Here is a 26563-nt window from a genome sequence, read left to right as displayed (position 1 = left end):
CGACTTCGTCATGGTCAAGGCACAGCTTGAAATTCAGCCCATCGAGGAGGTGCAGAGCCTCAAGAGCCGCACCTATGATGCGCTGAAGGCCGCGATCGGCGCGATGAAGATCTATGACGCCGGCGCCGAGCTTCGGCTCGACGAGCGCGCGCTCTCGCTGCAGTTCGGCGTCAGCCGGACGCCGCTGCGCGAGGCGCTCGCTCAGCTCGAGCAGGAGGGCCTGGTCAGGATCGCCCCGCGTCGCGGCATCTTCATCGTGCGCAAGACCAAGGCCGAGATCCTCGAGATGATCACGGTCTGGGCCGCGCTCGAAAGCATGGCCGCCCGGCTCGCCACCGAGGTCGCCTCCGATGAGGAGATCGCCCGGCTGCATGGCCTCGTCGACACCTTCGACAGCGACGCGATCGAAGAGCACATGGGCGAGTACTCCGACGCCAATATCCGCTTTCACGCGGCGATCATCGCGCTCTCGGGCTGCAAGCTCATCGCCGAGATCACCCACGGGCTGTTCACCCATGTGCGCGCCATCCGCGAGCGCACGATCTTTGAGCGGGACCGGGCTCGCCGTTCCATCGTCGATCACAAGGAGATCATCGAGGCGCTGGAAACGCGCAACGGGGAACGCGCCGAGCGGCTCGTCCGCGAGCACACGCTCAAGCTGAGACAGCATGTCGAGCAATTCGTCCTGCTCGACTGAGCAGCGCCGAAGAAACCACCGATAGCCAATAAAAAACAATAGACTAGGGAGAAAGCGGGATGTCCGCAGTCGTACAAAGCATCTCTTCTGCCGCGCCCGAAGCAGAGCGCGAGCTGACCGACGGCTTCAACCTCATCATCGATGCACTGAAGCTCAACGGCCTCGACACGATCTATGGCGTGCCGGGCATCCCGATCACCGATTTCGGCCGCATGGCGCAGGCGGCGGGCATCCGCGTGCTCTCGTTCCGCCATGAGCAGAACGCCGGCTACGCGGCCTCGATCGCCGGCTTCCTCACCAAGAAACCCGGCATCTGCCTCACCGTCTCGGCGCCCGGCTTCCTCAACGGCCTGACCGCGCTCGCGCATGCGACGACAAACTGCTTCCCGATGATCCTGATCTCCGGCTCCTCCGAGCGCGAGATCGTCGACCTGCAGCAGGGCGACTATGAGGAGATGGATCAGCTCGCCGTCGCCAAGCCGCTGTGCAAGGCGGCCTTCCGCGTCCTGCACGCGCAGGACATCGGCATCGGCCTGGCCCGTGCGATCCGCGCCGCGGTCTCCGGACGGCCCGGCGGCGTCTATCTCGATCTGCCGGCCAAGCTGTTCGGCCAGGTCATGGACGCCGAGGAAGGCCGCAAGTCGCTGGTCAAGGTGATCGACGCCGCGCCGGCGCAGCTGCCGGCGCCGGACTCGATCAAGCGTGCGCTCGACGTACTGAAGGGTGCCAAGCGGCCGCTGATCATCCTCGGCAAGGGCGCGGCCTACGCCCAGGCCGATGACGAGATCCGCCAGCTCGTGGAGAAGAGCGGCATTCCCTTCCTGCCGATGAGCATGGCCAAGGGGCTGCTGCCGGATCTCCATCCGCAATGCGCGGGCGCGGCGCGCTCGACCGTGCTGAAGGATTCCGACGTCGTCCTGCTGATCGGCGCGCGGCTCAACTGGCTCCTGTCGCATGGCAAGGGCAAGAGCTGGGGCGACCAGCCCAAGAAGTTCATCCAGATTGACATCGAGCCCAAGGAAATGGACTCCAACGTCGAGATCGTCGCCCCCGTGGTCGGCGATATCGGCTCCTGCGTCTCGGCCCTGCTCGCAGGGATGGGCGGCGCGTGGCAGGCGCCCCCTGCCGAATGGACGACGGCCATCGCCAAGAAGCGCGACGAGAACGTCGCCAAGATGGCGCCGCGCCTGATGAACAACAACGTGCCGATGGACTATCACGGTGCGCTCGGCGTGCTGCGCACCATCATCGCGGAGCGGCCGGACGCGATCCTGATCAACGAAGGCGCCAACACGCTCGATCTCGCGCGCGGCGTCATCGACATGCACCAGCCGCGCAAGCGCCTCGATGTCGGTACCTGGGGCGTGATGGGCATCGGCATGGGCTACGCCGTTGCCGCCGCCGTCGAGACCGGCAAGCCCGTACTCGCCGTCGAGGGTGATTCGGCCTTCGGCTTCTCGGGCATGGAGGTGGAGACGATCTGCCGGTACAACCTGCCGGTCTGCATCGTCATCTTCAACAATAACGGCATCTATCGCGGCACCGACGTCAACGTTGCCGGCGACGATCCCGCCACGACCGTGTTCGTCAAGGACGCGCGCTACGACCGCATGATGGAGGCGTTCGGCGGCGTCGGCGTCAACGCGATCTCGCCCGACGAGCTGAAACGCGCCGTCAACGCCGCGATGGACAGCGGCAAGCCCACCTTGATCAACGCGGTGATCGACCCGACCGCCGGCAGCGAGAGCGGCCGCATCGGCAATCTCAATCCGCAAAGCGCACTCAAAAAGAAATAAGGGAGGAGGCAGACATGAAAGCGCTAGAAGGCGTCAAGGTTCTCGATTTCACCCATGTGCAGTCGGGCCCGACCTGCACGCAGCTCCTCGCCTGGTTCGGCGCCGACGTGATCAAGGTCGAGCGTCCGGGCACCGGCGACATCACGCGCGGCCAGCTCTGCGACGTGCCGGATGCGGACAGCCTCTATTTCACGATGCTGAACCACAACAAGCGCTCGATCACGCTCGACACCAAGAATCCCAGAGGCATGGAAGTGCTCTGGGAGATGGTGAAGGTCTGCGACGTGATGGTCGAGAACTTCGCTCCCGGCGTGCTCGACCGCATGGGCCTGACCTGGGCGAAGGTCCATGAGGTCAACCCGCGCATGATCGTCGCCTCGATCAAGGGCTTCGGCGCGGGTCCTTATGAGGACTGCAAGGTCTACGAGAACGTCGCGCAATGCGCCGGCGGCGCAGCCTCGACCACCGGCTTCCGCGATGGCGTGCCGCTCGTCACCGGCGCCCAGATCGGCGATTCGGGAACCGGCCTGCATCTGGCGCTCGGCATCGTCACCGCGCTCTACCATCGCACCCATTCCGGCCTCGGCCAGAAGGTCGATTGTGCGATGCAGGATGGCGTGCTCAATCTCTGCCGCGTCAAGCTGCGCGACCAGCAACGCCTCGATCACGGTCCGCTCAAGGAATACAGCCAGTTCGGCGAGGGCGTGCCGTTCGGCGACGCCGTGCCGCGCGCCGGCAACGATTCCGGCGGTGGCCAGCCCGGCCGCATCCTGAAGTGCAAGGGCTGGGAGACCGACCCGAACGCCTACATCTATTTCATCACCCAGGCCCCGGTTTGGGAGAAGATCTGCGATGTCATCGGCGAGCCCACCTGGAAGACCGATCCGAACTACGCCAAGCCGCCGGCGCGCCTGCCCAGGCTGAACGAGATTTTCGGGCGGATCGAAGAGTGGACCATGACCAAGACCAAGTTCGAGGCCATGGACATCCTCAACGAATACGACATCCCCTGCGGGCCGATCCTCTCGATGAAGGAGATCGCCGAGGAGAAGTCGCTGCGTGAGACCGGCACGGTGGTCGAGGTCGACCATCCCAAGCGCGGCAAATACCTCTCGGTCGGCAACCCGATCAAGCTCTCCAACAGCCCGTCCGAGGTCAAGCGCTCGCCGCTGCTCGGCGAGCACACCGACGAGGTGCTGCGCGACGTGCTGAAGCTCGACGAGGCCCGCATTGCGGCGATCGTCGAGTCCGGCGCCACCGGCGCGGTGACGCGGGCGGCGGCGGAATAGTCCAGGCCGGACTGCGATTACGGTAGAAGGACGGCGCTTCGGCAACGAGGCGCCGTTTTTTCGTTCAGGTGAGCACGTGGGGCAAGGCTCTGACCGCCCTCAGCCCAGCGGAACCGTCAGGCCGACCTTCACGCGGTCCATCGCGACGAAGGTGCGGAACTTGCGGACATTGTTGTTCTCGAAGAACAGGCGCCGGGTCAGCGCTTCATAGTCGGTCATGCTGGGCACGACCACGATCAGGATGAAGTCCGCCTCGCCGGTGACGTAGTAGCATTGCTGCACCTGCTCGGCGGCGGTGAACTCGCGCTTGGCAGCGTCGATATCCTTGGCCGTTTCGCTGACGAGCTCGACCTCGACGAACAGCGTTATCGCCTGGCCGACGGCGGCGGGATCGACGACCGCGACATTCGCCCTGATCACGCCGGCCTGCTCGAGGCGCTTGATCCGGCGCTGGACCGCCGGAGCGGAGAGATTCACCGCCTGCCCGATCACCCGCTGCGGCGTCGTGTTATCGCGCTGCAATATGCCGAGGATCGCGATGTCGAAGCTGTCGAGCGTCAGCGAGTTCGGGGAGGCGGGCTTGGTCAATCGGCGCTCCGATGAAACAAACTTGCATTTGAAGCGCGCGATTGCAGCGCTCTTTTCGCGTCCGGTCTAATATCTTTGCGCCGTTACCTAGCGCAAGGACGGCGATGTTTCTCCTCAACCAACACCCCGATCACCGCACTCTGCTCGACCCTGTCGATGCTGAAACGCTTGGTGTCGCTGCGGCGGGCACGGTGGAGCGCTTCCTGTCCCATCGCCGCAACCACGCCGCGACGCCGCTCCATCTCCTCCCCGGCCTCGCTGCCGAGCTCGGCATCGGCGAGCTCGCAGTGAAGGACGAGGGGCAGCGGCTCGGCCTCGGCAGCTTCAAGGCGCTGGGCGGCGCCTATGCCGTGATGCTGCTCGTGCTCGAAGAGGCGTCGAAGCGTCTCGGCCGCCCCGTCGATGTCGCGGATCTGCATGCGCCCGAGGTCAAGGCGGTCGCGGGTGGCATGACATTCGCCTGCGCGACGGACGGCAACCATGGGCGCTCGGTGGCGCAGGGCGCCGAACTCGTCGGCGCGAGGGCCGTGATCTTCGTGCATGGTGGTGTCAGCGACGAGCGCGTCGCGGCGATCGCCCGTTTCGGTGCCGAGATGCGCCGTGTGGCCGGCACCTATGACGATTCGGTTCTGGAAGCCTCGCGCGTCGCGAAGGAACAAGGCTGGACCGTCGTCTCGGACACCTCCTGGCCCGGATATGAGCGGATTCCCGGGCTGGTGATGCAGGGCTACACGGTGATCGTGCGGGAGGCGCTGCAACAGCTCGACCGCCCCCCGACGCATGTCTTCGTCCAGGCGGGGGTCGGCGGGATCGCCGCGGCGCTCGCGGCCCATCTTGCCCTCGCCTTGGGCGAGCAGCGGCCGATCTTCACCGTCGTCGACCCCGCCCGCGCCGCCTGCATCTTCGAGACCGCCAAGGCGGGCCGTCCGGTCAAGGTCGCACATGCCGAGCCGACGGTGATGGCGATGCTCGAATGCTATGAGCCATCCCCCATTGCCTGGCGCGTGCTGTCGCGCGTCGCCGACGCGTTCATGACCGTCGAGGACGCCGATGCGGTCGCGGTGATGAACCGGCTGGCCCGCCCCTCGGCCGGCGACCCTGCGATCGTCGCGGGCGAGAGCGGCGGGGCCGGCCTCGCCGGACTTCGGCGCGCCGCGGCTGATCCGGCGATGCGCGCCGCGTTGCGGCTCGACGCTTCCTCGCGTGTCCTCGTCGTCAACACCGAAGGCGCGACCGATCCCGGCCGCTACGAGGCGCTCGTCGGCCTTGCGCCGGACGCCGTACATTCATCCAATCCGACGTCAACGCGACAAGGCGGCTTCTGATGGCCAAGCTCGATCACGACGCCCTGCAGGACGAGATGACCGGCTGGCGGCGCCAACTGCACGCCAATCCCGAATTCGGCTTCGAGGAGAAGCAGACCGCGGCCTTCGTCGCCGCCAAGCTGCGCGAATTCGGACTGGACGATGTCGCCGAGGGCGTCGGCGGCACCGGCGTGGTCGGGACGCTGAAACGCGGCAGCGGCAACCGTTCGATCGCCTTGCGCGCCGATATGGACGCGCTCCGCATCACCGAACAGGGCGACCACGCCCACCGCTCGCGCTCGCCCGGTGTCATGCATGCCTGCGGCCATGACGGCCACACGACGATGCTGCTGGGGGCGGCCAAGCTGCTCGCCGCGGAAGGCGGCTTCGACGGCACGGTGCGCTTCCTATTTCAGCCGGCCGAGGAATGGGGCAAGGGCGCCCTCGCCATGCTGGCCGATGGGCTGCTCGAGCGCTTCCCTTTCGAGGAGATCTACGGGCTGCACAATGCGCCCGGCCTCGCTGTTGGCCGCTTCAAGACGCGAGCCGGGCCGTTCATGTCGGCCGAGGACAATTTCGAGATCGTGCTCAGGGGCGTCGGCGGACATGCCGCGCGCCCGCATTCTGGCAATGAGGTCCTAGTCGCGGCCTGCGCGCTCGTCACCAATCTCCAGACCATCGTCTCCCGCCGCCTGAGCCCGACCGATATCGGCGTCGTCTCGGTCACCGAGCTGCTGACGGACGGCACGCGCAACGCCTTGCCGGGACTGGCGCGCATTCTCGGCGACGCGCGCAGCTTCCGCCCGGAGATCAGCGCCGAGATCGAGAAGCAGATGGGCATCATCGTCGAGGGCACCGCGCTGGCCTACAACGTCACCGCCGAGCTGACCTATACGCGCGAATTCGTGCCGTTGGTGAACGACGATGCCCTGGTACAGGAGGCTGCGACCGCCGCGCGCACGGTCTTCGGGGAGGGCGGCGTCGCCATTGCGCGTGAGCCGATGACCGGCTCGGAGGATTTCGCGCGCTTCCTCGAGCACGTGCCGGGCTGCTTTGCCTATGTCGGCAATGGCGAGGGCTCAGCGCCGCTGCACAACCCGACCTATGATTTCAACGATGAGGGCCTGATCCACGGTGCGCGGTTCCACGCCGCGATCACGCGGCAGCGCCTTCGCCCCGCATAGTCCGTCTCCCACCCGCTGAAGGCTCACCCTGCCGCTTTGCCAGAGGCGCTGGTGCGGTGCCGTGCGGGCGCCCGCACCACGAACTGCGCAGACGACCCATAGCAAAAACAAGCAACGATAACCGGAGGATGGAACGATGAGAACAATTACGGCCGCGGCAATTCTTGTGGCAACGATGTGCGGTGCCGCGAATGCCAATACGCTTGAGAATGTAACCAAGCGCGGCACCATCAAATGCAGTTCTACCGTCGGCACGCCCGGCTTCGCCATACCTGATAAGAGCGGCAAGTATACGGGCCTCGATATCGATTTCTGCCGGGCGATCGCCGCGGCGATCTTCGGCGACCCTGAGAAGATCTCGATCATCCCGCTGAGCGCGGCGGCGCGCTTCACGGCACTTCAGACCGGCGAAGTCGACGTGCTGTTCAACACGACGACCTGGACGCTGGGCCGGGAAGCGACCAACGGCATCCTGTTCGCCGGCGTGAACTACTATGACGGCCAGGGCATCATGGTGCGTTCCGGGGAGATCCAGAGCGCCAAGGAGCTGAACGGCGCGACGATCTGCACCAATCAGGGCTCGACCACCGAACTGAACCTGACCGATTTCTTCCGTATCAATAAGCTCAAGAACGAGATCGTCGCCTATTCCTCGCAGGAAGAGGCCGCCCAAGCCTATCAGGCCGGCCGCTGCGATGCGTTCAGCTCCGACCGCTCGGTGCTCTATGCCTTCCGGACCAAGCTCACGGAGCCCGAGAAGCACACCATCCTGAACGAGACGCTGTCCAAGGAGCCGCTCGGCCTCTCCGTCCGCCAGGGCGACGACCAATGGTACAACGTCGTCAAATGGGCCGCCCATGTCCTGCATGCCGCCGAGGAGTTCGGCCTGACATCGGCCAACATCGCCGAGACCGCGAGCACCACGGCCAATCCGAACATTCTCCGCCTCGTCGGCAAGGAAGGAAAGCTCGGCGCCGCGCTCGGCCTGCCGAATGAGTGGGCCTACAACATCGTCCTGAAGGTCGGCTCCTATGCCGAGGTCTTCGAGCGCAACATCGGCAAGGACAGCCCGCTGAAGATCAAGCGCGGCATCAACGCCTCATGGAAGGATGGCGGCCTGCACTACGCGCCGCCGATCCGCTGACAGCCCGCGCGATACAGCGGTCAAAGGACGGCCTCAGTCCCCGGAATGCCGCCAGCGGGCTGCTGGCGGCATCCAATTTCCCTGGAAGAGGAAGCGATGGCCCGCTTCACCTCTGCGGCAGCATGAAGCGGGCGAAGAAGGCACCGAGCTCGTCATGCGCCTCCAGCGGCAGCACCTGCGCGACATACTGGTCCGGCCGGACGACGAGAAGGCAGCCCGCCTGCCGGTCGATGCCGCGCAGCGCGAAGATATCCTTGCTGCCGGAAAGGTCGGGACAGAAGACCTTCTCATAGTCGCGCAGGCCGTGGCGACCCTTTCGGGGCAGCAGCAGCGGGTGCACTTGTCCGATGTCGAGTTCGCCGTGGCCTTGCTGGAGCACGGCGCGCAAGTCGAACACTGCGTCGATGTCCTCGCCGTCGCGGGTGTAGCTTCTGACCGGCGAGCGCGCCGATCCCGCGAGAAACTCGCAGAGCGCACCGATCGGGCTTCCCGGTGTCGCCCTGTCCCCGGCTCCTCCGAAGGCGAAAAGCCGCCAGCGGCCATCGGCCTTGCCGGCATGCCCGATATGGACCGGCTTGGCGTCGGCAAGGCGAATGACCGGCGCCGAGTGGAAGCGTGTGCCGACCAAGAAGCCCTTGGCGAGATGCTGGAACGAGGCCTCGCCGGTCAGCAGCGATGGCGCATAGCGTGTCGCCGTTCCGGCGGTGTAGCGCCCATGCCGGACGAAGTAATCCTGCACTTCGGTAGGGTCGACGCCCGCGCCCTGCGGATCGCCAGCGGCCTTCAGCGGCGCGCTGAGCAGGGCCGCCCACTCCCGGTCGAAGGCGATCAGCTCGCCGGCGATGGCCTGGCGCTCGGCGGAGTAGCTGTGCAGCAGTTCCGGAGCGCAGCGGCCCAGCAAGACCGCCGCCAGCTTCCAGCCCAGGTTGAAGCTGTCCTGCATCGAGACGTTCATGCCTTGCCCCGCCTTGGGGCTGTGCGTGTGGCAGGCATCCCCGGCGATGAAGATCCGGGGCAACCGCTCGCCGGCTTCCGCATCCGGCAAGTCGTCGAACCTGTCGCAGAGCCGCTGGCCGATCTCGTAGACCGACCACCAGGCAACCTCCTTCACCGTGATCGTGTAGGGGCTCAGGATGCGCTGCACCGCCGCGATCAGGTAGTCGACGGTGATGTTGCGGCTGCCGACCCGCTCGTCCGCCCTCAGCTTGTCGAGCTCGACATAGATGCGCACGAGGTAGCCACCCTCGCGCGGGATCAGCACGATCGTGCCTTCGCCTGCCGATTGGATCAGGGCTTTCAGGCGGATGTCCGGGAAATCGGTCACCGCCAGCACGTCCATCACGCCCCAGGCCTGATTGGCGGCATCGCCATGCAGCGCGCGCCCGATGGATTTCCGCACGATGCTGCGGGCGCCATCGCAGCCGACGACATAGCGCGCTTTGATCGTCTCGACCTTGCCGGCATGGGCGGGGTCCAGGCGCTCCAGCCGGGCCGTCACCGGATGTGAAGAACCGGTGCCCGGCTCTGTCGTCAGGTCGAGCAGGCGTCGGGAATAATGCGGCTCGAGCCGGCCTGGCGCATTGCGCATGGTTTCGAGGTAGAAATCATGCACCCGCGCCTGGCTCAGGATGACATGGGGGAATTCCGACAGCCCGTCCTCGACGTCCTGGACCCGGCCGTGCCGGGCGATGTTCTCCCGCTTGGTCCCGTCCGGCTTCCAGAACACCGTTTCGTTGACCCAGTAGGCTTCCTTCAGCACGCGCTCGGCAAAGCCGAAGGCGTGGAACATCTCGATCGTGCGGCAGGCAATGCCGTCGGCCTGGCCCATCAGCAGCGGGCCGTCCTTCTGGTCGACGATGCAGGTTCTGATCTCGGGGAAGGCGGCGAGCTGCGCCGCGAGGGTCAGGCCGGCGGGGCCGCAGCCGACGATCAGGACGTCGACTTCAGCGGGGAGGGCATCCGTAGGCGGCAACGCCTGTGCGGAGGCCGGAGCGACTGCCGGGTCTCCGGGGCGGAATCCGTCGAGATGGAACTGCATGCTGCTCCCGCTGGATCGAGACGAAGGTTTGGAAGGCGGCCGGCTGCCGCCGCTGGAGGGGCGCGACGGCTCTCGCTCAGCGCCGGTTGAACAGGATCATCTTCTCCTGCGTCATGTCGCGCATGGTGTAGGGGATGCCGCCGGTGCCGTAGCCGGATTCACGCCGCCCGGCGAAAGGCATCCAGTCGGTGCGGAAAGTGGTGGGGTCGTTGACCATCACCGCCGAGGCGTCGAGCCGCTCGGCGGCGCGCAGCGCGACGTCGATGTCCTGAGCGAAGATGCTCGCCTGAAAGGCGACGGGCAGCGCGTTCGCCTGTGCGATGGCGTCGTCGAGCTTCTCATAGGGATAGATGCCGACCACCGGCCCGAAGATCTCGAGTTGCGAGACCTTGGCATCGACGGTGGGGTCGAGCAGCACGGTCGGCGCCAGCGTCGTCTCCGAGAGCCGCTTGCCGCCGGTCGCGAGCTTCGCGCCGCCCTTGACGGCCTCGTCGATCCAGGCGGCGACGCGATCCGCTTCGCGCGGCTGGATCAATGGTCCGACTTCGGTGTCCTTCAGCACGGGGTCGCCGGTACGCAGCGCCTTGACGCGTGCGACCAGCCGCTCGGTGAAAGCATCGATGATCTCGCGGTGGACGAAGATGCGCTGCGTCGACACGCAGACCTGGCCTGCATGGTAGTAGCCGCCCTTCACCAGCGGCTCGATGATCTTGTCGAGATCGGCGCTGCGGTCGACGATCGCCGGCGCGGCCCCGCCATGCTCCAGCGCCGAGCGCGCGCCATGCGCCAGCTTCGAATGCAGGTACCAGCCGACCTTGGCCGAGCCGATGAAGCTGAGGAAGGCGATCCGCCGGTCTGTGGCGAGCTTTTCGGCCAGCTCCGTGCTTTCGGGGATGAAGCTCTGGCACCAGGCCTCGGGCAGCCCCGCCTCATGCACCAGGGCGACGAAATCCCGGCAGGAGAGCGGCGTCGTGCCCGCCGGCTTGACGATCACCGGGCAGCCGGTGGCGATCGCCGGGACGACCTGGTGGACGATCAGGTTGAGCGGGTGATTGAAGGCCGAGATCGCCGCGACGATGCCGATCGGCTCCTTGGTGGTGAAGGCCCAGCGATTGGCCGCGGCCGGCGACAGCCCCATGGGGATCTCGCGGCCGGCGAAGTTGCGCAGCTCCTCGACGGCGTTGTGGATGCCGTCGATGGCCCGGGTCGTCTCGACGATGGCATCGGTGAGCGGCTTGCCACCCTCGCGGGCGATCTGGCGGGCGAAATGATCGCGTTTGCCGTCCAGCAGGCCGGCTAGCCGGCGCAGGATTGCCATGCGCTCATGCGGCTTCAGCCAGCCTTCGCGATCCCGGAACACCTTCTCGGCGGCCTGGAGCTTGGCCTCGAGCGCTGCCGCGTCGTCGGTCGCGATCTCCTCGATGGGCGCGCGATCATAAGCCTGAACCACCTGCAGCATGGCATGTCCCTTCCTTCCAGCCACAGCCCTCATACTGAGGAGCCGCGATAGCGGCGTCTCGAAGGATGGTTCCAGAGAGCACTGGAGCATCCTTCGAGACGCCATTTCAGATGAAATGGCTCCTCAGGACGAGGGCTGGAGATACGGATTTGCTCCGGCTCAAGCCAACTCGACATCCGGCGAACGGTTGCGCAGTTCCTCGACCAGCACGCGCGTATTTTCCGAATAGTCGATCGGAACCTCGACGAGATGGACGCCGCCGCCGGCGAAGGCCGCTTCCAGTGCCGGTACGAGGTCTTCGACCGCGCCGACGCTTGAGCCCTTGGCGCCATAGGCCTGCGCATAGCGGACGAAATCGGGGTTGCCGAAGCTCATCCCGTAATCCGGGAAGCCGTCGACCGCCTGCTTCCAGCGGATCATGCCATAGGCGCTGTCGTTCAGGATCACCACGACGAGGTTGAGACCGAGCCGGACGGCGGTCTCCATCTCCTGCGAGTTCATCATGAAGCCGCCATCGCCGCAGACCGCCATCACCCGGCGGCCGGGGTGGAGCATCGCCGCCATCATCGCCGAGGGCAGGCCGGCCCCCATCGTCGCCAGCGCGTTGTCGAGCAGCAGCGTGTTCGCGACATGGGTGCGGTAGTTCCGCGCGAACCAGATCTTGTACATGCCGTTGTCGAGGCAGACGATGCCGTCCTCCGGCATCACCTTGCGGATGTCGTGCACGATGCGCTGCGGCGTCGGCGGGAAGCGGTCTTCCTCGGCGCGGTCGTTGATCCGCGCCAGGATCTTCTGGCGCAGCTCCAGCAGGTGCGGATCGGCGTCAAGCTTGCCGCCCAGCCTGTCGGCGAGCGCCGTGACGCTCGCGCCGATATCGCCGATGACCTCCGCGTCGGGATGGTAGACCTGCTCGACCGTGGCCGACTGGTAGCCGATATGGATCACCTTCGAGCCGCCGGCGCTCTTCATCAGGAAGGGCGGCTTCTCGACAGTGTCATGGCCGATCGAGATGATCAGATCGGCCTGCTCGACGGCGCGGTGGACATAATCGCCCTCGGAGAGGGCGGCGGTGCCCATATAGAGATTGGAGCCGCCGGTGACGGCGCCCTTGCCCATCTGGGTATTGAAGAAGGGCAGGCGCGCGCGGCGCACGAAGGCCGAGAGCGCCTCGACCAGGCGCGGGCGATTGCCGGCGGCGCCGATCATCACGAGCGGGCGCTTGGCGGCGAGGATCATCCCGGCGGCGCGGTCGAGCGCCGCGGGATCTGCAACCGGCCGCTCCAGCGGATGCACCGGGATCAGCGGGACATCGTCGATCTCCTCCGCCGCGATATCCTCGGGCAGCTCGAGATGCACCGGCCCCGGCCGCTCCTCCATAGCGACGCGGAAGGCATCTCGCACCACGGAGGGAATGCTGGCAGCGCTGACGATCTGCCGGGTCATCTTGGTCAGCGGCTTCATCGAGGCGACGACGTCGACGATCTGGAAGCGCGCCTGCTTGGCGGTCATGATCGCCTTCTGGCCGGTGATCAGGATCATCGGCATGGCGCCGAGATGGGCATAGGCCGCGCCGGTCGAGAAGTTCAGCGCGCCGGGGCCGAGCGTCGCGATGCAAACCCCGGGCTTGCCCGTCAGCCTGCCATGCGTCGCCGCCATGAAGGCTGCGGCCTGCTCATGGCGCGTCAGCACCAGTTCGATCTTCGATGTCCGCAAGGATTCGACGACGTCGAGATTCTCTTCGCCCGGCACGCCGAATATGCGGTCGACGCCCTCGTTCTCGAGCGCCGCAACCAGAAGATCCGATCCCTTCTTCATCGTCCGTCGCCTTTCCGCCTAGCCTCGTCATCGGGAGGCTAGGCGCTTGCGCGGCGCAGGGAAAGCGCAATGCGTTCAGGGTTGCGCCCGGCGCGATTCAGCTCTTCCGGTGCCGGGGGAGCTTCGGTGCCGGGAGCCCCGCCGTGCAGGGCGTGCCGGAAAAGCGGACCGGGTGGCGCGGACTGATGATCGCGCCCTCGCTCGGATGGTGCGTTTCCTCGAAGAAGCCGACGGCACGCAGATGCGGGTCGTCGAGCAAATCTTCGATGCTGTTGACCGGCGCACACGGCACGTCGAGCGGCTGCAGCAGGGCGAGCCATTCCGCCGTCGGCAATGTCGCCAAGCACGAGGCCAGCCGGGCATAGAGCTCGTCGATCATCCCGGCCCGGGCCCTATCCGAACCGAGCGCTTCCTCGGCCGCCCAGTCGTCGCGGCCGGCAGCGCGGAAGAAGGCGCGCCAGTGAGCAGCCGTATAGGGCATGGCGGCGATGTAACCGTCCTGCGTCCGGTAGGGCCGCCGGTTCGGCGAGAGCGTGCGGCCATAGCCGCTTTCGCCAAGAGGGGGGCGGTAAGTCAGGCCGGAGAGATGCTCCACCGAAAGGAAGGAGACCATCGCCTCGAACATCGGCACCTCGATCGCCTGGCCGCGGCCCGAGCCAGCGCGATGGTAGAGCGCGGCATTGATCGCGCCGACCGCGAAGAGCGCCGTGGTTTTGTCCGCGACGATCGTCGGCGCATAGCGCGGCTCGCCGCCGACCCTCGCCTGCAGCCCGGCCCAGCCGGCGGCGGCCTGGACGATGTCGTCATAGGCTGGTCGATCCCGATAGGGGCCGTCCTGGCCGAAGCCGACGATAGCGCAGTAGATCAGGCGCGGATTGCGGGCGAGCAGCGCTTCCTGGCCGAGGCCGAGACGCAAGGCTGCCGCCATGCGCATACTGTGGACGAAGACGTCGGCGTCGGCGATCAGCCCGAGCAGTTCCGCCAGCGCCGCAGGGTCCTTCAGGTCGAGGATCAGGCTGCGCTTGTTGCGGTTGCAGTTGAGGAAGGTGGCGCCCATTCCCGGTGACCGGCCCGGCCCCGGAGCGCGCATGATGTCGCCCGTTGGCGGCTCGATCTTGATGATCTCGGCCCCCATCTCGCCCAGCATCTGGGTCGCATAGGGGCCGGCAATCACCGTGCTCAGGTCGACGACCCTGACACCGTCCAGTGGTCCGGCCATGCGGAGCGCTCCTTCGTCTCGGCGGGCGGTCAAGCCGCCATCTGCCGGCAGCGCGACACCGGGCATGGAAGAGGCAACGTCCGAGGCCAGCCAAAGGACAGCATGCGCCGCATTCCTGGCCTTGCACAACTGTCCAACCGCGACGGAGCGGCACGCGACGATGGCCGGGATCTCCGGAGAACCCGGCTGGCCGCATCCAGGTGCCTTCAATCCGGCCCGTACCGCCACCGATGCCGGGCTGTCGACCTACGAAGCCTAAGGCAGGTCGCGCCCAGTGGGTGTTCATCCACGCCGCGGCGGGATAGCCCTCACTGTGCCAGGAAGCCGCCATCGACCGGCAGGACATGGCCGGTGATCATCGCGGCTGCCGGACTGGCGAGGAAGAGGATCGCGTTCGCCACCTCCTCGGGCTGGGCCAGCCGCCCGATCGGCGTCAGGCGCTCGACTGCAGAAACGAATTCCGGGTTGTCCTTGAGCGCCGCGATGAAGTCGGTCTCGACCCAGGTCGGCGCGACTGCGTTGACGCGCACGCCGCGCCGCGCCCATTCGACGGCGAGCGCGCGGGTCATGTTCACCACCGCGCCCTTGGTCGTCTGGTAGGAGATGTTGGGATAGAGCCCGCCGCCCGACAGGCCCATGATCGAAGCGACGTTGACGATCGCTCCCGCGCCCTGTGCCGTCATCACGCGGCCGGCAGCCCGCGCGCACAGGAAAGCGCCGGTCATGTTGACGTCGACGACACGCTGCCAGTCGGCGAGCGAAAGCTCTGTCGTGGGCCGCCTGATCGCGACGCCGGCATTGTTGACGAGGATGTCGATGCGGCCGTGCTCGCGGGCGATATCCTCGAAGACCGCATCGACCTCCGCTTCCTGGGTGACGTCGAGCTGGCGTGCCGACGCGCCGGCTCCGAGCGCCTCTGCCGCCTGGTTTGCGGCATTGCCGTCGCGGTCGAGCAGGATGGGCCGTGCTCCAGCACCGGCGAGCGCCTCGGCCGTAGCCAGGCCGATTCCGCGCGCGCCGCCGGTGATCACGGCGACGGCATCGTCGATGCAAAAAGAACCCATGGATCTGCTCATGCGATCTACTAACCTTCATTACTAAGATACTTGGTTAATGGTCGCGCTTCTTGTGCGGCCATTGCAATATGGTGCGTTGGAATTTCAGGGGATTGCGCTGCGAGGTCGCGGTGCTCCGGAACGTCCAGGCCTGGTGGGCCCATAAGCTTTTCAGAAGCTGGACTTGCCGGCACCACTGTCAATTCGGTCCGTCTGGCGGCAATACCGATCATATCGGGCTCGAAAGGGCCGCGAAATCGCCGACGTGCCAGCCGAGGCGATCTTCAAGCTTCGGCTCGGTCAGGGGTATTCCGGCGCGCCGGAGCCGAGCAGCTGTTAATGATCTGGATGGGCGGTGCGGCAACGGCAACGCAAAGGCTCGCGGGGCAGCCGATTGGAGCATCGACAGGGCGTGCAACTACCCCGAAAGTCCCTGTGAGTGGGAAGGGTAGCGGACCTAGCGCATTTTTTTTCTGCGCTATAAGATCAGAAGATATTGATATCGCGGCGATTTCCCGATTTTGATGATGCTGGGCTCCCGGGTGGTGCTCAGGCTCCTAAGAGGTACCCCGTTCGAGGTGGGTCAAGGGGCGCTGATGAAATTCCTCGGTAACACATGTCGATTGCTCAAAATCTGAAATATATGTCCAACTCCCTTTGGCGAATGTCAGATTCTTACCATTTCATTGCAGCATGCGAACGAAGACATGGATTTTTAATTGGAATTAAATTGGTATTTATTTTTAGTTCGATTTGGGACTTTGGTCGCGCCTGCTCGCAACTGTAGTTTGTATTTGCCTGCAGTTCCAATGTTGTTCCTTTGAGATGGTTTAATCAATGCAAATTAAACGTTAATGTTTTAATCAAATTTTCGTGTGCAGACTGTCGATAGCTTGTCATGCCGCACCGGAATGGGTATTCTATTATAGTTATACAATAGGATAACTGCCTATGAATACCTTCGAAGAACAAGATGCGGTAGACAAAGGGGCCTTCTATGAGTGGGGTAAGTACTGCATTTATCGATCGGTGCGCTCTCTTTTCTGAAGGTGTACGCGAGATACTTGGCAATCGTGGCTTCGACATCGTTGCTTCGGCAAGCGATTTCGATGATTTTTCTGAAAGGTGGAAGGATTCTGGCAGTATTTCTTTGATCATAGTTTGTATCAATGATGATTATGAATTAATGGAAAGGAATATTGTAAGCTTCAAGAAATTATTCCCGGAAGCAAAAATGGTCATGCTTTCGGATAATTATAACATAAGACAAGTTCAGCTTGCCTTCAGGCTTTCCGTGTCTGGCTATCTCCTCAAGCGGATCAATTTCGTGACGCTTGTGAAGTCGCTTGAGCTTGTCATGCTCGGAGAGAGCCTGTTCCCGGCTGATGTCCTGACCGAGATCGGCAAGGAACACGGTGTCGATATTCAGGTCGAAAAGGAGGTGATCGCGTATTCGCCGCCGCCTTCGAACTCTGGTCGAGGTCTGTCTGCTCGCGAAATGCAGATCCTGAAATGCCTGATCCAGGGCGATTCCAACAAGGTGATAGCGCGGCGCCTGGCGATCGGCGAGGCGACGGTCAAGGTCCATATCAAAGCGATCCTGCGCAAGATCAGGGTCCAGAACCGGACGCAGGCTGCGATCTGGGCGGTCAATCATCTCGAGGCGCCGCCGCCCGCGGAGTTGAACGGGATCGTGCATGGCGGTGATGCGATCATCGGCGCTGCCACCTAGGCTGCTGGGCTGACGGGCCGTCTGCGGCTCATTTCGCGAGATAGAGCTTTCGAAGCTGTGCGGAGATCGGCGTCCAGTCGCCGATCTGCGTGGCCATTGCATGGGCCCCGAGCATCATGCTCCGCCAGCTTTCTTCGGACAGCAGCGCGGCCTTGTGGAAGGCTTCCGCGACGGCGTTTGCCGTGAGATCGCGCATGACGAGCCCGGCATTCGCACTGGCGACCTGCTCCGCGAGCCCGGTCTCTTGAGAGACCACCAATGGCAGGCCGGCCAATGCGGCTTCCAGAGCTGCGATCGGGACACCATCGAAGCGCGAAGGCTGCACGAAGAAGTGCCAGCCGGCCATCTTCCTGTGTTTCTCCTCTCCGAAGCATGGCCCCTGGATCTCGATCGCATCGTTGATGTCGAGTGTCGCGGCCATCGCGGCAAGCACGTCCCGCGACGGTCCGGTGCCGATCAGGACGAGCCGCCCGCGGCCGCCTTGCCTGCGATAGAGGGCAAAGCCTTCGACCAGGAGGTCGAGTCCCTTGTGCTGGATCTCGTAACGGCCGCAGAAGCCGAACACCGGGAAGTCGGTGAAGTCGACATTGCGGGCAGGCCGTCGCGGAATGCCGTCGAACACGCTGGAATAGGCGGCGTTCGGCACGACATGAACGCGCGCGGCCGGGGCGAGCCTGGCGATGATGCGGGCTTCCGCCGCGGAGACCGCCTGGACGAAGCGCGCCTGCTCGAGTGCCCGTCGTTCGAACAGGCGCAGATAGGCGGCCGTTCGCCAGTTGGCGATCGAGCCGTTCGGCGCGAAGACATGCGAATAGCGGCCGTGCACGGTGACGCCGAAGCGCAGCCCTCGTCGGGATAGTGCCGAGGCCAGCGAGGGCAGCAGCACCTGCCGGGCCGTATGGATATGGAAGACCGTGCCTGGGCCGGCGCCCGCCGCCATCGCTTCGATGATCGGCTCCGCCAGCCCGTAGACGTGTCCCACCAGCCGCCTTCCGTCGAGCGGAAGGATCAGCGTCGGCAGGTCGACCGCCTCTCCACCGCCATCCTGGTCGGGGCTGCGCAGGAAGAGGATCTTGGCAAGATCGCCGGCGGCGAGCTGCTCGCGCACCATCCTGCGCACGACATGGTGGACGCCGTTGGCGGCGGAGGGATGCGGGCCGGCGTCGTCGATCACGACATGCCTGATGTCGAGGCTTTCGCGCGGCATGGCGAGCGATACCGGACTCGTGGCCTCAGGCAGCAGAAGGTCGGCCATGGGCGATCATCCTCGTCAGGAACCAGTGCGCGGTCAAAAGGCGGACCAGATTCGAACCGCCGAGCGCAAAGCAGGCGCCGGCCAGCCCGTATTGCTGGGTCAGTGGCAGGAACAGGGCAGCGGCGGCGAGCGTGCCGGCGGCGCTGACGAGCAGCGCCAGCCGGGCGGCGTCGACGCCATGCATGAAGGAACAGACCATGTCGGCCGAGTAGCCGAGCAGCCAACTAATCGCGAGGATGCGGATCGGCAAAGCAAGGCCGAGATAGCTTGAATCCGCGCCATAGAGCAGCAGCAGGACGAAGTCCGGAGCCGCCAGCAGCACCGCATAGCAAGGCAGCAGCGGCAGCGTGCCGATCAGCGCATAGTCCCGTGCGGCCTTCCAGGCGGCCCGGTAGCCTTCGCGGGACTTTCGGGCGGCCGCCTGCGGGATGACGTTGCACAGGCCGAGCAGGATCGGGTTGGCGAGGTTCACCACGTTCAGCGCGGCCTGGAAGGCTGCGGTCGAGGCCGCGCCGAACATCGCGGTCAGCCCCCAGAGGAAGAGCTGGATCCGCAGCGCGCCGACGAAGTTGTTGGCGAGCGACCAGCGCCCGAGCGACCAGAATTCGCTGAAGGTCGGTCGCAGCGTCCCGGCCGCCGGTCGCTCGGCGCGTACGAGGCGGGACGAGACCAGGAGCGCCACGCCCGATGCCGCGGCCATGCAGAAAAAGACGCTCGGCAACGTCAGCGTGCCCTGCTGCAGCAGGAACAGCACGGCCAGCGGCGCGCCGAGATAGGCGATGCTGTCGCCGGCGAGGGCGTCGCGATGCCGGAACTCGGCGAACAGGATGCGGCGCAGCGCTTCCTGCCCCTGCCAGATTACGAGGTGGAGCGAGACCGGCAGGGCAAGGTCTGCGCGCCCCATGATGGCGAGGCCGAGGGCGAGCAGCAAAGCTGCCGGCAGCAGCAGCATGGGCAGCAATGCGAGACTGCGCCCGGCCAGCGCCGCGCGTTCCTCCTCGGGCAATCGCGCGATCCGGATCGACATCGGATAGAAGATCACCGAGCTGATCGAGAGCTGGATCATCAGCAGGATGCCGAAGATCAGCGCGAAGACACCGTATTCGACCGGCGCGATATGGCGCGCCAGCACGATGTTGAGCAGGAAGGCGCCGAGGCTGACGACGCCCTGGTCGATCAACGTCCAGGAAGCATGGCGTAGCAAGGGCTCAGCTCGCTTTGGCCAGGGCTGTGGGAGGCTCGGGCGCTGCAGGGGCCGAGGCCCGGGCGGCTTCGCCCGCACGACAAAGGTCGCCATAGGCCCAGCGCAGATAGGCGCCCGTGACCGCCATCCCTTCGGCGAAGCCATGGCGCGGCCGGTAGCCGAGCAGGCGCGCCGCCTTGTCGTTGCTCGCATAGGCCTGGGATTCATAGAGGGCGAGCGCGCGCGGATCGGGTAGGTGACGCAGGCCGAAGCGCCGGCCGCCGCCGCCGCCGAAATAGGCCTTGGTGACGAGCTTGTGGAGGCCTGGCGGCAAGGCGTCATAGCCCGCCTGCAGCGCCTGGCGGGCCGGCGGCCAGCGGACGATGATCTGGACCAGGCGCTTCGGATTGGCGAGCACCGCCTTTATGTCGCGCACCACACCGCTGTTCTCGCCCCGGATACGCGCGCTCGGCCAGTAGACCGGCGGCGGAACCTGGATCGCCTGTGCGATGGCGCCGAAGAACTTGCCCCAGCTCACCGGCTCCGGGCCGGAGATGATGAAGCGTTCACCGACCGCCTCCGGGCGTTGCGCGGCGAGCAGCATCGCGTCGATCAGGTCCTCGATGTAGACCGCGTTGCAGATGCCTTCTCCGGCATCGGGCAGGATGACGTCGCCGGTGATCAGCATCTGGGCCGGCGCGTCGGCCCAGGGCTTGGAGAACGGGCCATAGACCACGGCCGGCTGGATGATAGAGGCCGGCACGCCCTCCTCGCGGGCGGCTTTCAGCGTGCGCGCCTCGAGGTCGAGCTTGTTGCGGGCATAGGGCCAGGAGACATCGCCGTCGCGGGTCTCCTCGGTCAGCTTGCCGTCCGGAAACGGCTCATAGACCGAGAAGCTGCTGAGATAGACGAAGCCCTTGACCTTCTGCTTCACGGCGCCGGCGAGCAACTGCTCGAGCCCGTCGAGATTGGCCTTGCGGGAGCGGTGATCATAGGCGCAGTGGAAGACGTAATCGACGCCGTCGAAGGCCTGGGCCGCAGGCCCGGCTTCGCCGAGCTTTCCGTTGACGATCTCGACCGGAAGCCGGGCGAGGCGCGTCGCCTGCCCGTAGCTGCGCACGAGGCAACGCACCTTGACGCCCTGCTCGACCAGCCGCTCGGCGAGCCTGCCGCCGATGAAGCCCGCTGCGCCGGTAAGCAGCGCCGTGCTGCCGGCCGGCAGGCGGGGCATCTCATCCTTGTCCGCGGCTTTGGCCTCGGCGCGCCAGCCGAGCGTCAGCGGTTCACGGTTGGCATAGCAGCGCTCGATCAGTGCCACGGAGCGCGCGCCTTCGCTGCCGGGAATGCCGGCGGAGGCCTCGCCGGAGACGCTGCGGGCGAAATCGCGAAGCTCGGAGTCGAACAGCTCCGGGAAGAGCTGCAGCGGAAGGTCCGCCGCGGCTCGCCCTTCATGGCGGAAGGCGAGGGCGTTGGGGGAGCCGTCGAGGACGATGTTCTTGGAGAGGTGGACCTCGACGAAGCCGGTGCTGCCCTGGATCTGGATCGTGTCGCGCAGATCGCGCGTGCGGCTGAGCTCGATCGTCCCGGTGGCGCCCGAGGCCATCCGGCACTCGATCAGGCAATCCGCCTCGACGCCCTGGTCGGCATCGTCGCGGTAGCTCAGCGAGGCGACCTCGCCCAGCCACCAGAGCAGGAGATCGAGCGTGTGCGCGCCGGTGTCCATCAGCACGCCGCCGGCAGCGAGCTCACGGCGCAGCAGCGCGTCGGAGCTGGTCGCCCAGTTGAAGACGAAGCCTTCGCGGATGCTGAAGCTGCGGATCGTGCCGAGCGTGCCGGATTCGATCAGCGCCTTGAGCCAGCGCGCACCGAGCAGGTAGCGCCGCAGCAGCCCGACCCTGAGGGTAAGCCGGCGGGCATCGGCCTCGCGGATCATCGTCTCGCACTGCTCCGAGGTCACGGCGAGCGGCTTCTCCATGAAGAGATGCTTGCCGGCCTTGAGCAGCTCGATCCCCATCGGGCCGTGGAAGACATGCGGCACGGCGACGATTGCCGCATCGAACTTGTCGGCGGCCTCGCGCCAGTCGGCGACGCGGACGACGTCGCGGCCGTGCCGGCCGAGCTTGCCGGCGAGCAAGGCGAGCCGCTCCGGCGAACGGTCGACCAGCACCGAAGGCTGCCAGCCGGCGCGGCGCAGCGCCGGCAGGATGTGATGGTCGACGACCGCGCCGCAGCCGATGATGGCCAGACGCTGGGGGATGCCAGAGCTCATGCTCGCGTTCCTCGCTGAAGCGGATGGAGTGTGGAGACGTTGGACCAGTCGGCGGCGCGCGCCTGCGCGGGTGCCTCGAGTGCCTTTTCGTATTCGGCGAAGGCCCGCTTGGCCGCGTTCTCCCAGGTGAAATGCCGGGCGACCCGCGCCCTGGCGTGTTGTCCCATTTTCGGGAGCATGTCGGATCGGGCGGCCAGCGCGGCGACCGCGTCGCGCAGCTGGCGTGCATCGCCGGGCTCGACCAGCTGGCCGCTGGCCTGATCGAGCTGGTGCGGAATGCCGCCGACCCGCGAGGCCAGCACCGGCACGCCATGCGACATCGCTTCCAGCACGACCAGCGGGAAGGTGTCGGCGAGCGTCGGGAAGACGAAAAGGTCGGAGCGGCGGAACAGGGCCTGGACCTCGGCGTCCGACAGGCGCCCGGTCACGACGATCCGCTGGTCGGGCCGGCGTGTCGCCGAAGCGATTCCGTAGTCGATCTCGGGTCGCTTCTCGCCGCCGACGATCAGGGTGTAGGGGCAGTTCAGGCCGTCGAAGGCTTCCAGCAGGACCGGCAGGCCCTTGTTCGGCGTATGGTTCGCCAGGAACATGCAGGTCAGCTCGCCATTTCGCCGAGCCGGCACGCCGAGCCGGGTGCAGATGGCGGCGTCCTCGCCCGCATCGGACGTGCCGGGCATCGGCACGCCGTTCGGGACCACGGCGAAGCTCCCGGAAAAACCCATCGCCTCGACGATCTCGCGATCCGCCGGCGACAATCCGAGGATGGCTGCCGCCCCACGCACGGCCTGGTGGACCGGGCGCGTCACCAGCATCTGCCAGGCGAGGCGACGAAGCGGACCGAAACCGTAGATCCGGTTGCCATTGGCGATCTCGTTGAAGCCATGCGTGGAGACGACATAGGGAACGCCGACCTCGCGGCAGGTCCGGGCGATCCTGGCCATTTCCAGCGCCGGCATCGGATTGTGCAGGTGCACGAGGTCGAACTGCCCGGAGCGCACCATCGCCGGGATGTCGGAGCCGTAGAACAGGGTGCGATAGCGGTTCGGGACCCGGCTCCAGGGCAGTACCGGCGGCAAGCCCACCTTGACCGGCACGCGGCGGAGACCCGGAGCCTCCGCCTCGTACGTCTGCGCGCCCATCATGCTGGCGATGGTGATCTCGCAATGCCTGGCGAGCGCGGCACTGAGCTGCTCGGCGGCTCGGCCGGCACCGCTGACGCTGAGATGCGGCGGGGCGACGATCGCCGCCAGGACCTTGATCATTGGTATTTCTCCACCAGCGCGCTGGCGAGATCCGGAGCGCGCCAGAGGTCGCGCACCGCATCGTCGATGGTGAGGGCGGGGACCCAGCCGAAGCGCTGACGAATCTGTGTGGTGTCGGCGGCCAGGAACGGGCGGTCGACCGGCCGTACCCGGCTGCCATCCTGCTCCAGCTCGAACTCGACATCGGCGACGGCACGCAGCTTCTGCAGCACTTCCTCGACCGAATAGGGCTGCGACGTGCCGAGATTGACCGTGATCGTGCTTTCCGACTGCTGGCGCCGGGCGGTCGCGATGGTGGCGAAGCCCCGTGCCGCATCCTCGACATGGATGTAGTCGCGCTTCGGCCAGAGATTGCCGAGCCGGACCACCCTTCTGCCGGCCTTCAGCTGCGCGACGATTTCGGGCAGGAGATGCGGATTGGTCTCGCCGGGGCCGACCACATTGAACAGCCGGACGATGACCGCCGAGAGCGAGCGCTGCTGCGCGAGATAGCGCACGTACTGCTCGCCATGCAGCTTGTTCATTCCGTAGATGTCGTTCGGCTCCAGTGCCGCCGAGCCCTCGCAATGCGGCGCGAGGTCGGGCTTGTAGACGGCGCCGCTGCTCGCGAAGACGAAGCGCGTGCCCGGCTGCGCGGCGAGCAGGACGCTGACCAGTCCGAGCAGATTGGCCCGCAGCGCCAGCGCCGGGTCGTTCTCGCATTCCGGGATGTAGTGGATCGCCGCCAGATGGACGATGACGTCCGGGCGGAAGTCCCGGACGAGCCGCGCCATCGCCAGCTCGTCGGTGATGTCGAGCCGCTCGAAGCGGATGCGTTCGAGATCGGTCGGCGTGAAACGGAGCTCGCCATAGCGGAGATTGTCGACGACACAGACATCGTGCTTGTCGTAGAGCTGGCGGGTCAGCTGGCGGCCGACATAGCCGTTGCCGCCAGTAATGATGATACGATCGCGCAGGCCCAAGGTTGCCTCCCGGTATTCAGTCGAAGTCGGCGTAGTATTTGCGGATCTTGCGAGCCGATGGCGGGGCGCGGAAGCTTCGGAAGCTCTCGTAGCGCTCCATGTCGACCTGGGTCAGGATGACGCCGTGCACTCTGACCGCTCCGTCGTAGAGCCGCTTCATGGCTGCGGCGACGGTAGCCTTCGGCGTGTCGTGCCAGCGCGCCGCATGCAGGACGATGTCGGCGAACTGGGCGAGGATCAGCGCGTCCGCAGCGAGCAGCACCGGCGGCGCCTCGACCAGCACCACGTCGAAGGAAGAGCGCGCCTCGGTCACGAGGTCCGCGAGCGTCGCCGGCGAGAAGGCCGGACCGCTATCCGACAGGCCACCGCGCCGCTGCAGGATCGATAGGTGGCGCGACTCTCCGACCGCAGGGGGCGCGCGTCGGCGCAGCAGCGGGTTGCGTGCTGTGACCTCGGCCGGCGTCCATTGCCGGCCGCCTTCGAGCACCCGCTTTCGGGCCGCGCTGCCGGCGATGACGTCTTCCAGCGCCACCTTGCCGGTGCTGTCGATTTCGCTGCGCGGCGAGGCATCGACGATCAGCACGCGCCGCCCCATCTCGACCAGACAGTGGGCCATGTCGTGGAGTACTTGCGACTTGCCCTGCTCGGGAAGGGCCGAGGTCATCAGCACGACCTTGGCGCTGCCGGATTCGGCGAGGTGCTGGGAAGCGATGATCGCCCGCAGGGTTTCGCGCTGCGTTGCGGCGTTGACCCGGGCATCGCCCGGCTGCAGCGCCGGCAGCATGCCGATGCAGGGGCTGCCGGTCGTCGGCAGCACTTCCTCTTCCTTGCGGAAGCCGAGGTCCCGGCGCTCGAGCAGGAAGGTCAGCAGCCCGCCGAGCGCAGCGGCCCCGATCCCTGCGAGAGCGAGCGTCAGCCCTTTCTTCGGCCCGGTCGGCACCTGGTTCGGCTCGGCGGCGGCCATGATCTGAGCGGCCACCGGCTTCAGCTCCGCCAGGGCCCGCGCCTGCATATGGCCTTCGTTCAGGGTCTTGAGACGTTCGCGGAGGGCGTCGGCCCGGCCCTGCAGGGTCCGCAGCTCGGCCTCTCTCCCCCGCGTGTCGATCAGCGTCGACTTGGCCTTGCTGGCCCCGGCCTCGATCTCCTCCTCGACCCGCTTTGCGCTCTTCACGTCTTCGGCGATCGTCGCCAGGGCGTTCGTGACCTCGGTCTGAAGGCGCGCTTCCGCCTCCTGCTGCAGGGTGCGCGCCTGGATCACCGACGGGTGGCGTTCGCCGGTAGCGGCGGCCAGCGTGCTCACCTGGCGGCGGGCCGCCTCGCGGCTTTCGATGAGCCGCTGGATCTGGGGCAGCGCGGCGATGTCCGCCGGGATGTTGCCCTCGGCGACGGCCTGCTTGGCGCGCTGCAGCCGCGACTCTTCGTTCACCCGGGCGAGTGTTGCCGCGCTCGCCTGGCTGGAGATTTCGCGCATCCTCTGCTGGAGCAGTGCCGCGCCCTCGGTGCCGGTCTCGACGATGCCCGAGCTGCGCCGATATTCGGCGGCGGACCATTCGGCCTGTTCGAGGCTCTTCCTGGTGACCTCGATCTGATCCGAATACCACTCGGCGGCCCGGCGCGACGAGGCCGAGCTCGTCTCGCCGCGGTTGGCAAGGTAGGTGTCGGCGAAACGGTTCGCGATCTCCGCCGCCTTGTCCGGGGAGCCGGCGGTGTAGCCGATCTCGATCAGATAGGAGCGGCTGTCGTTCCTGACCGTGAGATTGCGCATCAGCTCCTGGATCTGGGCCTCCCGCTGGGCCGGGCTGGGAGCGATATCGCTGGGCCGGGCGTCGGGCTTCGCGGCTTCCTCGGCCGCCAGCTGTTCGGCGACCTGGCGCGTGATCGTGCGTGAGCGCACGAACCGCGCCTCCGTCTCGACGAGCGCGCTTGCATCGAGCGGCAGGCCCGCGCTGCGTCGCCCGCCGGCCGGATCGTCCCGGCTGAAATCGATCTGGACGAGGGCCGTGGCGGTGTAGCGCTTCGCGCTCAGCAGGACGAAGACTGCCGCGCCGAGCAATGCCAGCACGATCAGGCCCGCGATCATCCGCCGGCGGCGCCACAGGGCGAGGCCGGCCTCGTATCCGACATGTTCGAAATGTCGGGGCGCACCGTCTTCCAGCCTGATCGGATTCTGGAATGCCCAGTTCATGACCTTGACGCGGCCTTCTGAGGGGGAAGCGGTGCGCTTGCCTGGGTTGATCGGAGTGGGTTGCATCGCCTTTGTCTTGTTTCGTCGCGGGGCGGGCGGATCGAGCTGGGCTTCGCCGTTCGCTTCG

19 protein-coding genes are annotated in these 26563 nt (G+C 66.3%); 7 read left to right on the top strand and 12 right to left on the bottom strand.

Annotated elements, in window-relative coordinates:
• Positions 1-10 precede the first annotated feature (10 nt).
• From RKE40_RS00760 to frc, 3 genes are read left to right on the top strand one after another with little or no spacing between them, the layout of a single operon-like run.
• Positions 11-697 (top strand): GntR family transcriptional regulator, encoded by a 687-nt coding sequence (locus RKE40_RS00760; protein ID WP_316016334.1) that lies wholly within the window; start codon positions 11-13, stop codon positions 695-697.
• A 59-nt stretch (positions 698-756) separates the two neighbouring features.
• A complete protein-coding gene (gene oxc / locus RKE40_RS00755) occupies positions 757-2493 on the top strand; it encodes an oxalyl-CoA decarboxylase (RefSeq protein ID WP_316016333.1) in 1737 nt (578 codons plus the stop codon).
• A gap of 14 nt (positions 2494-2507) precedes the next feature.
• A complete protein-coding gene (gene frc / locus RKE40_RS00750; protein WP_066472459.1) occupies positions 2508-3782 on the top strand; it encodes a formyl-CoA transferase in 1275 nt (424 codons plus the stop codon).
• Between the two features lie 99 nt (positions 3783-3881).
• Here frc and RKE40_RS00745 read toward each other — a convergent pair whose 3' ends face one another.
• Positions 3882-4370 (bottom strand): Lrp/AsnC family transcriptional regulator, encoded by a 489-nt coding sequence (locus RKE40_RS00745; protein ID WP_316016332.1) that lies wholly within the window; start codon positions 4368-4370, stop codon positions 3882-3884.
• 104 nt (positions 4371-4474) lie between these two features.
• On the opposite strand from RKE40_RS00745, the gene RKE40_RS00740 reads away from it, so the two are divergent.
• From RKE40_RS00740 to RKE40_RS00730, 3 genes are all read left to right on the top strand, one after another.
• The gene (locus RKE40_RS00740; RefSeq protein ID WP_316016331.1) at positions 4475-5695 is read left to right on the top strand and encodes a diaminopropionate ammonia-lyase; all 1221 of its coding nucleotides are present in this window, start codon (positions 4475-4477) and stop codon (positions 5693-5695) included.
• Positions 5695-6858: an amidohydrolase gene (locus RKE40_RS00735; protein WP_316016330.1), complete on the top strand. Its 1164-nt coding sequence runs from the start codon at positions 5695-5697 to the stop codon at positions 6856-6858. The genes RKE40_RS00740 and RKE40_RS00735 overlap by 1 nt, the downstream gene beginning before the upstream one ends.
• Positions 6859-6994: 136 nt before the next feature.
• The gene (locus RKE40_RS00730; RefSeq protein ID WP_316016329.1) at positions 6995-8002 is read left to right on the top strand and encodes an amino acid ABC transporter substrate-binding protein; all 1008 of its coding nucleotides are present in this window, start codon (positions 6995-6997) and stop codon (positions 8000-8002) included.
• A gap of 106 nt (positions 8003-8108) precedes the next feature.
• Here the strand turns inward: RKE40_RS00730 and RKE40_RS00725 are convergent, their stop codons facing one another.
• The 5 genes from RKE40_RS00725 to RKE40_RS00705 form a co-directional block, all read right to left on the bottom strand.
• On the bottom strand, positions 8109-10040 hold the full coding sequence (locus RKE40_RS00725; protein WP_316016328.1) for an FAD-binding monooxygenase: 1932 nt from the start codon (positions 10038-10040) through the stop codon (positions 8109-8111).
• Positions 10041-10116: 76 nt separating this feature from the next.
• Positions 10117-11499, bottom strand: a complete 1383-nt coding sequence (locus tag RKE40_RS00720) for an aldehyde dehydrogenase family protein (RefSeq protein ID WP_316016327.1) — start codon at positions 11497-11499, stop codon at positions 10117-10119.
• Positions 11500-11658: 159 nt separating this feature from the next.
• On the bottom strand, positions 11659-13314 hold the full coding sequence (locus RKE40_RS00715) for an acetolactate synthase large subunit (RefSeq protein ID WP_316016326.1): 1656 nt from the start codon (positions 13312-13314) through the stop codon (positions 11659-11661).
• A gap of 97 nt (positions 13315-13411) precedes the next feature.
• Complete coding sequence (locus RKE40_RS00710) at positions 13412-14533, bottom strand: CaiB/BaiF CoA transferase family protein (protein WP_316016325.1); 1122 nt, start codon at positions 14531-14533, stop codon at positions 13412-13414.
• A 308-nt stretch (positions 14534-14841) separates the two neighbouring features.
• The gene (locus RKE40_RS00705) at positions 14842-15597 is read right to left on the bottom strand and encodes an SDR family NAD(P)-dependent oxidoreductase (protein WP_316016324.1); all 756 of its coding nucleotides are present in this window, start codon (positions 15595-15597) and stop codon (positions 14842-14844) included.
• A gap of 988 nt (positions 15598-16585) precedes the next feature.
• Here RKE40_RS00705 and RKE40_RS00700 point away from each other — a divergent pair.
• Positions 16586-17320 (top strand): response regulator transcription factor, encoded by a 735-nt coding sequence (locus RKE40_RS00700; protein WP_316016323.1) that lies wholly within the window; start codon positions 16586-16588, stop codon positions 17318-17320.
• Positions 17321-17348: 28 nt separating this feature from the next.
• Here the strand turns inward: RKE40_RS00700 and RKE40_RS00695 are convergent, their stop codons facing one another.
• Genes RKE40_RS00695 through RKE40_RS00670 form a run of 6 tightly spaced genes read right to left on the bottom strand, consistent with a single transcriptional unit; the run spans position 17349 to position 26502 of the window.
• Positions 17349-18575, bottom strand: coding sequence for a glycosyltransferase family 4 protein (locus tag RKE40_RS00695; protein ID WP_316016322.1), 1227 nt, complete (start codon positions 18573-18575; stop codon positions 17349-17351).
• Positions 18553-19779 carry an MATE family efflux transporter gene (locus tag RKE40_RS00690; protein ID WP_316016321.1) on the bottom strand — a complete coding sequence of 409 codons (1227 nt, stop codon included), beginning with the start codon at positions 19777-19779 and terminating at the stop codon, positions 18553-18555. The genes RKE40_RS00695 and RKE40_RS00690 overlap by 23 nt, the downstream gene beginning before the upstream one ends.
• Before the next feature lie 4 nt (positions 19780-19783).
• The gene (locus RKE40_RS00685; RefSeq protein ID WP_316016320.1) at positions 19784-22027 is read right to left on the bottom strand and encodes an NAD-dependent epimerase/dehydratase family protein; all 2244 of its coding nucleotides are present in this window, start codon (positions 22025-22027) and stop codon (positions 19784-19786) included.
• Positions 22024-23289, bottom strand: coding sequence for a glycosyltransferase family 4 protein (locus RKE40_RS00680; RefSeq protein WP_316016319.1), 1266 nt, complete (start codon positions 23287-23289; stop codon positions 22024-22026). Before RKE40_RS00680 ends, RKE40_RS00685 begins: the two co-directional genes overlap by 4 nt.
• A complete protein-coding gene (locus tag RKE40_RS00675) occupies positions 23286-24251 on the bottom strand; it encodes an NAD-dependent epimerase/dehydratase family protein (RefSeq protein WP_316016318.1) in 966 nt (321 codons plus the stop codon). The genes RKE40_RS00680 and RKE40_RS00675 overlap by 4 nt, the downstream gene beginning before the upstream one ends.
• A 16-nt stretch (positions 24252-24267) precedes the next feature.
• Complete coding sequence (locus RKE40_RS00670) at positions 24268-26502, bottom strand: GumC family protein (RefSeq protein WP_316016317.1); 2235 nt, start codon at positions 26500-26502, stop codon at positions 24268-24270.
• Between the last annotated feature and the right edge of the window lie 61 nt (positions 26503-26563).

This window comes from Allobosea rubneri (assembly GCF_032464875.1).
In the GTDB taxonomy this organism is placed as follows: domain Bacteria; phylum Pseudomonadota; class Alphaproteobacteria; order Rhizobiales; family Beijerinckiaceae; genus Allobosea; species Allobosea rubneri.
Note: the sequence above shows the minus strand (reverse complement) of the source record. Positions and strands in the feature narration are given on the sequence as shown.

Excerpts from the sequence above, each read along its gene's own strand:
- RKE40_RS00720 (WP_316016327.1), bottom strand. The coding sequence starts at position 11,499 with ATGCTGCAGGTGGTTCAGGCTTATGATCGCGCGCCCATCGAGGAGATC.
- RKE40_RS00700 (WP_316016323.1), top strand. The coding sequence starts at position 16,586 with ATGAGTGGGGTAAGTACTGCATTTATCGATCGGTGCGCTCTCTTTTCT.
- RKE40_RS00730 (WP_316016329.1), top strand. The coding sequence starts at position 6,995 with ATGAGAACAATTACGGCCGCGGCAATTCTTGTGGCAACGATGTGCGGT.
- RKE40_RS00725 (WP_316016328.1), bottom strand. The coding sequence starts at position 10,040 with ATGCAGTTCCATCTCGACGGATTCCGCCCCGGAGACCCGGCAGTCGCT.
- RKE40_RS00715 (WP_316016326.1), bottom strand. The coding sequence starts at position 13,314 with ATGAAGAAGGGATCGGATCTTCTGGTTGCGGCGCTCGAGAACGAGGGC.
- RKE40_RS00670 (WP_316016317.1), bottom strand. The coding sequence starts at position 26,502 with ATGCAACCCACTCCGATCAACCCAGGCAAGCGCACCGCTTCCCCCTCA.
- frc (WP_066472459.1), top strand. The coding sequence starts at position 2,508 with ATGAAAGCGCTAGAAGGCGTCAAGGTTCTCGATTTCACCCATGTGCAG.
- RKE40_RS00710 (WP_316016325.1), bottom strand. The coding sequence starts at position 14,533 with ATGGCCGGACCACTGGACGGTGTCAGGGTCGTCGACCTGAGCACGGTG.
- RKE40_RS00740 (WP_316016331.1), top strand. The coding sequence starts at position 4,475 with ATGTTTCTCCTCAACCAACACCCCGATCACCGCACTCTGCTCGACCCT.
- RKE40_RS00735 (WP_316016330.1), top strand. The coding sequence starts at position 5,695 with ATGGCCAAGCTCGATCACGACGCCCTGCAGGACGAGATGACCGGCTGG.
- oxc (WP_316016333.1), top strand. The coding sequence starts at position 757 with ATGTCCGCAGTCGTACAAAGCATCTCTTCTGCCGCGCCCGAAGCAGAG.
- RKE40_RS00695 (WP_316016322.1), bottom strand. The coding sequence starts at position 18,575 with ATGGCCGACCTTCTGCTGCCTGAGGCCACGAGTCCGGTATCGCTCGCC.
- RKE40_RS00705 (WP_316016324.1), bottom strand. The coding sequence starts at position 15,597 with ATGGGTTCTTTTTGCATCGACGATGCCGTCGCCGTGATCACCGGCGGC.
- RKE40_RS00760 (WP_316016334.1), top strand. The coding sequence starts at position 11 with ATGGTCAAGGCACAGCTTGAAATTCAGCCCATCGAGGAGGTGCAGAGC.
- RKE40_RS00685 (WP_316016320.1), bottom strand. The coding sequence starts at position 22,027 with ATGAGCTCTGGCATCCCCCAGCGTCTGGCCATCATCGGCTGCGGCGCG.
- RKE40_RS00680 (WP_316016319.1), bottom strand. The coding sequence starts at position 23,289 with ATGATCAAGGTCCTGGCGGCGATCGTCGCCCCGCCGCATCTCAGCGTC.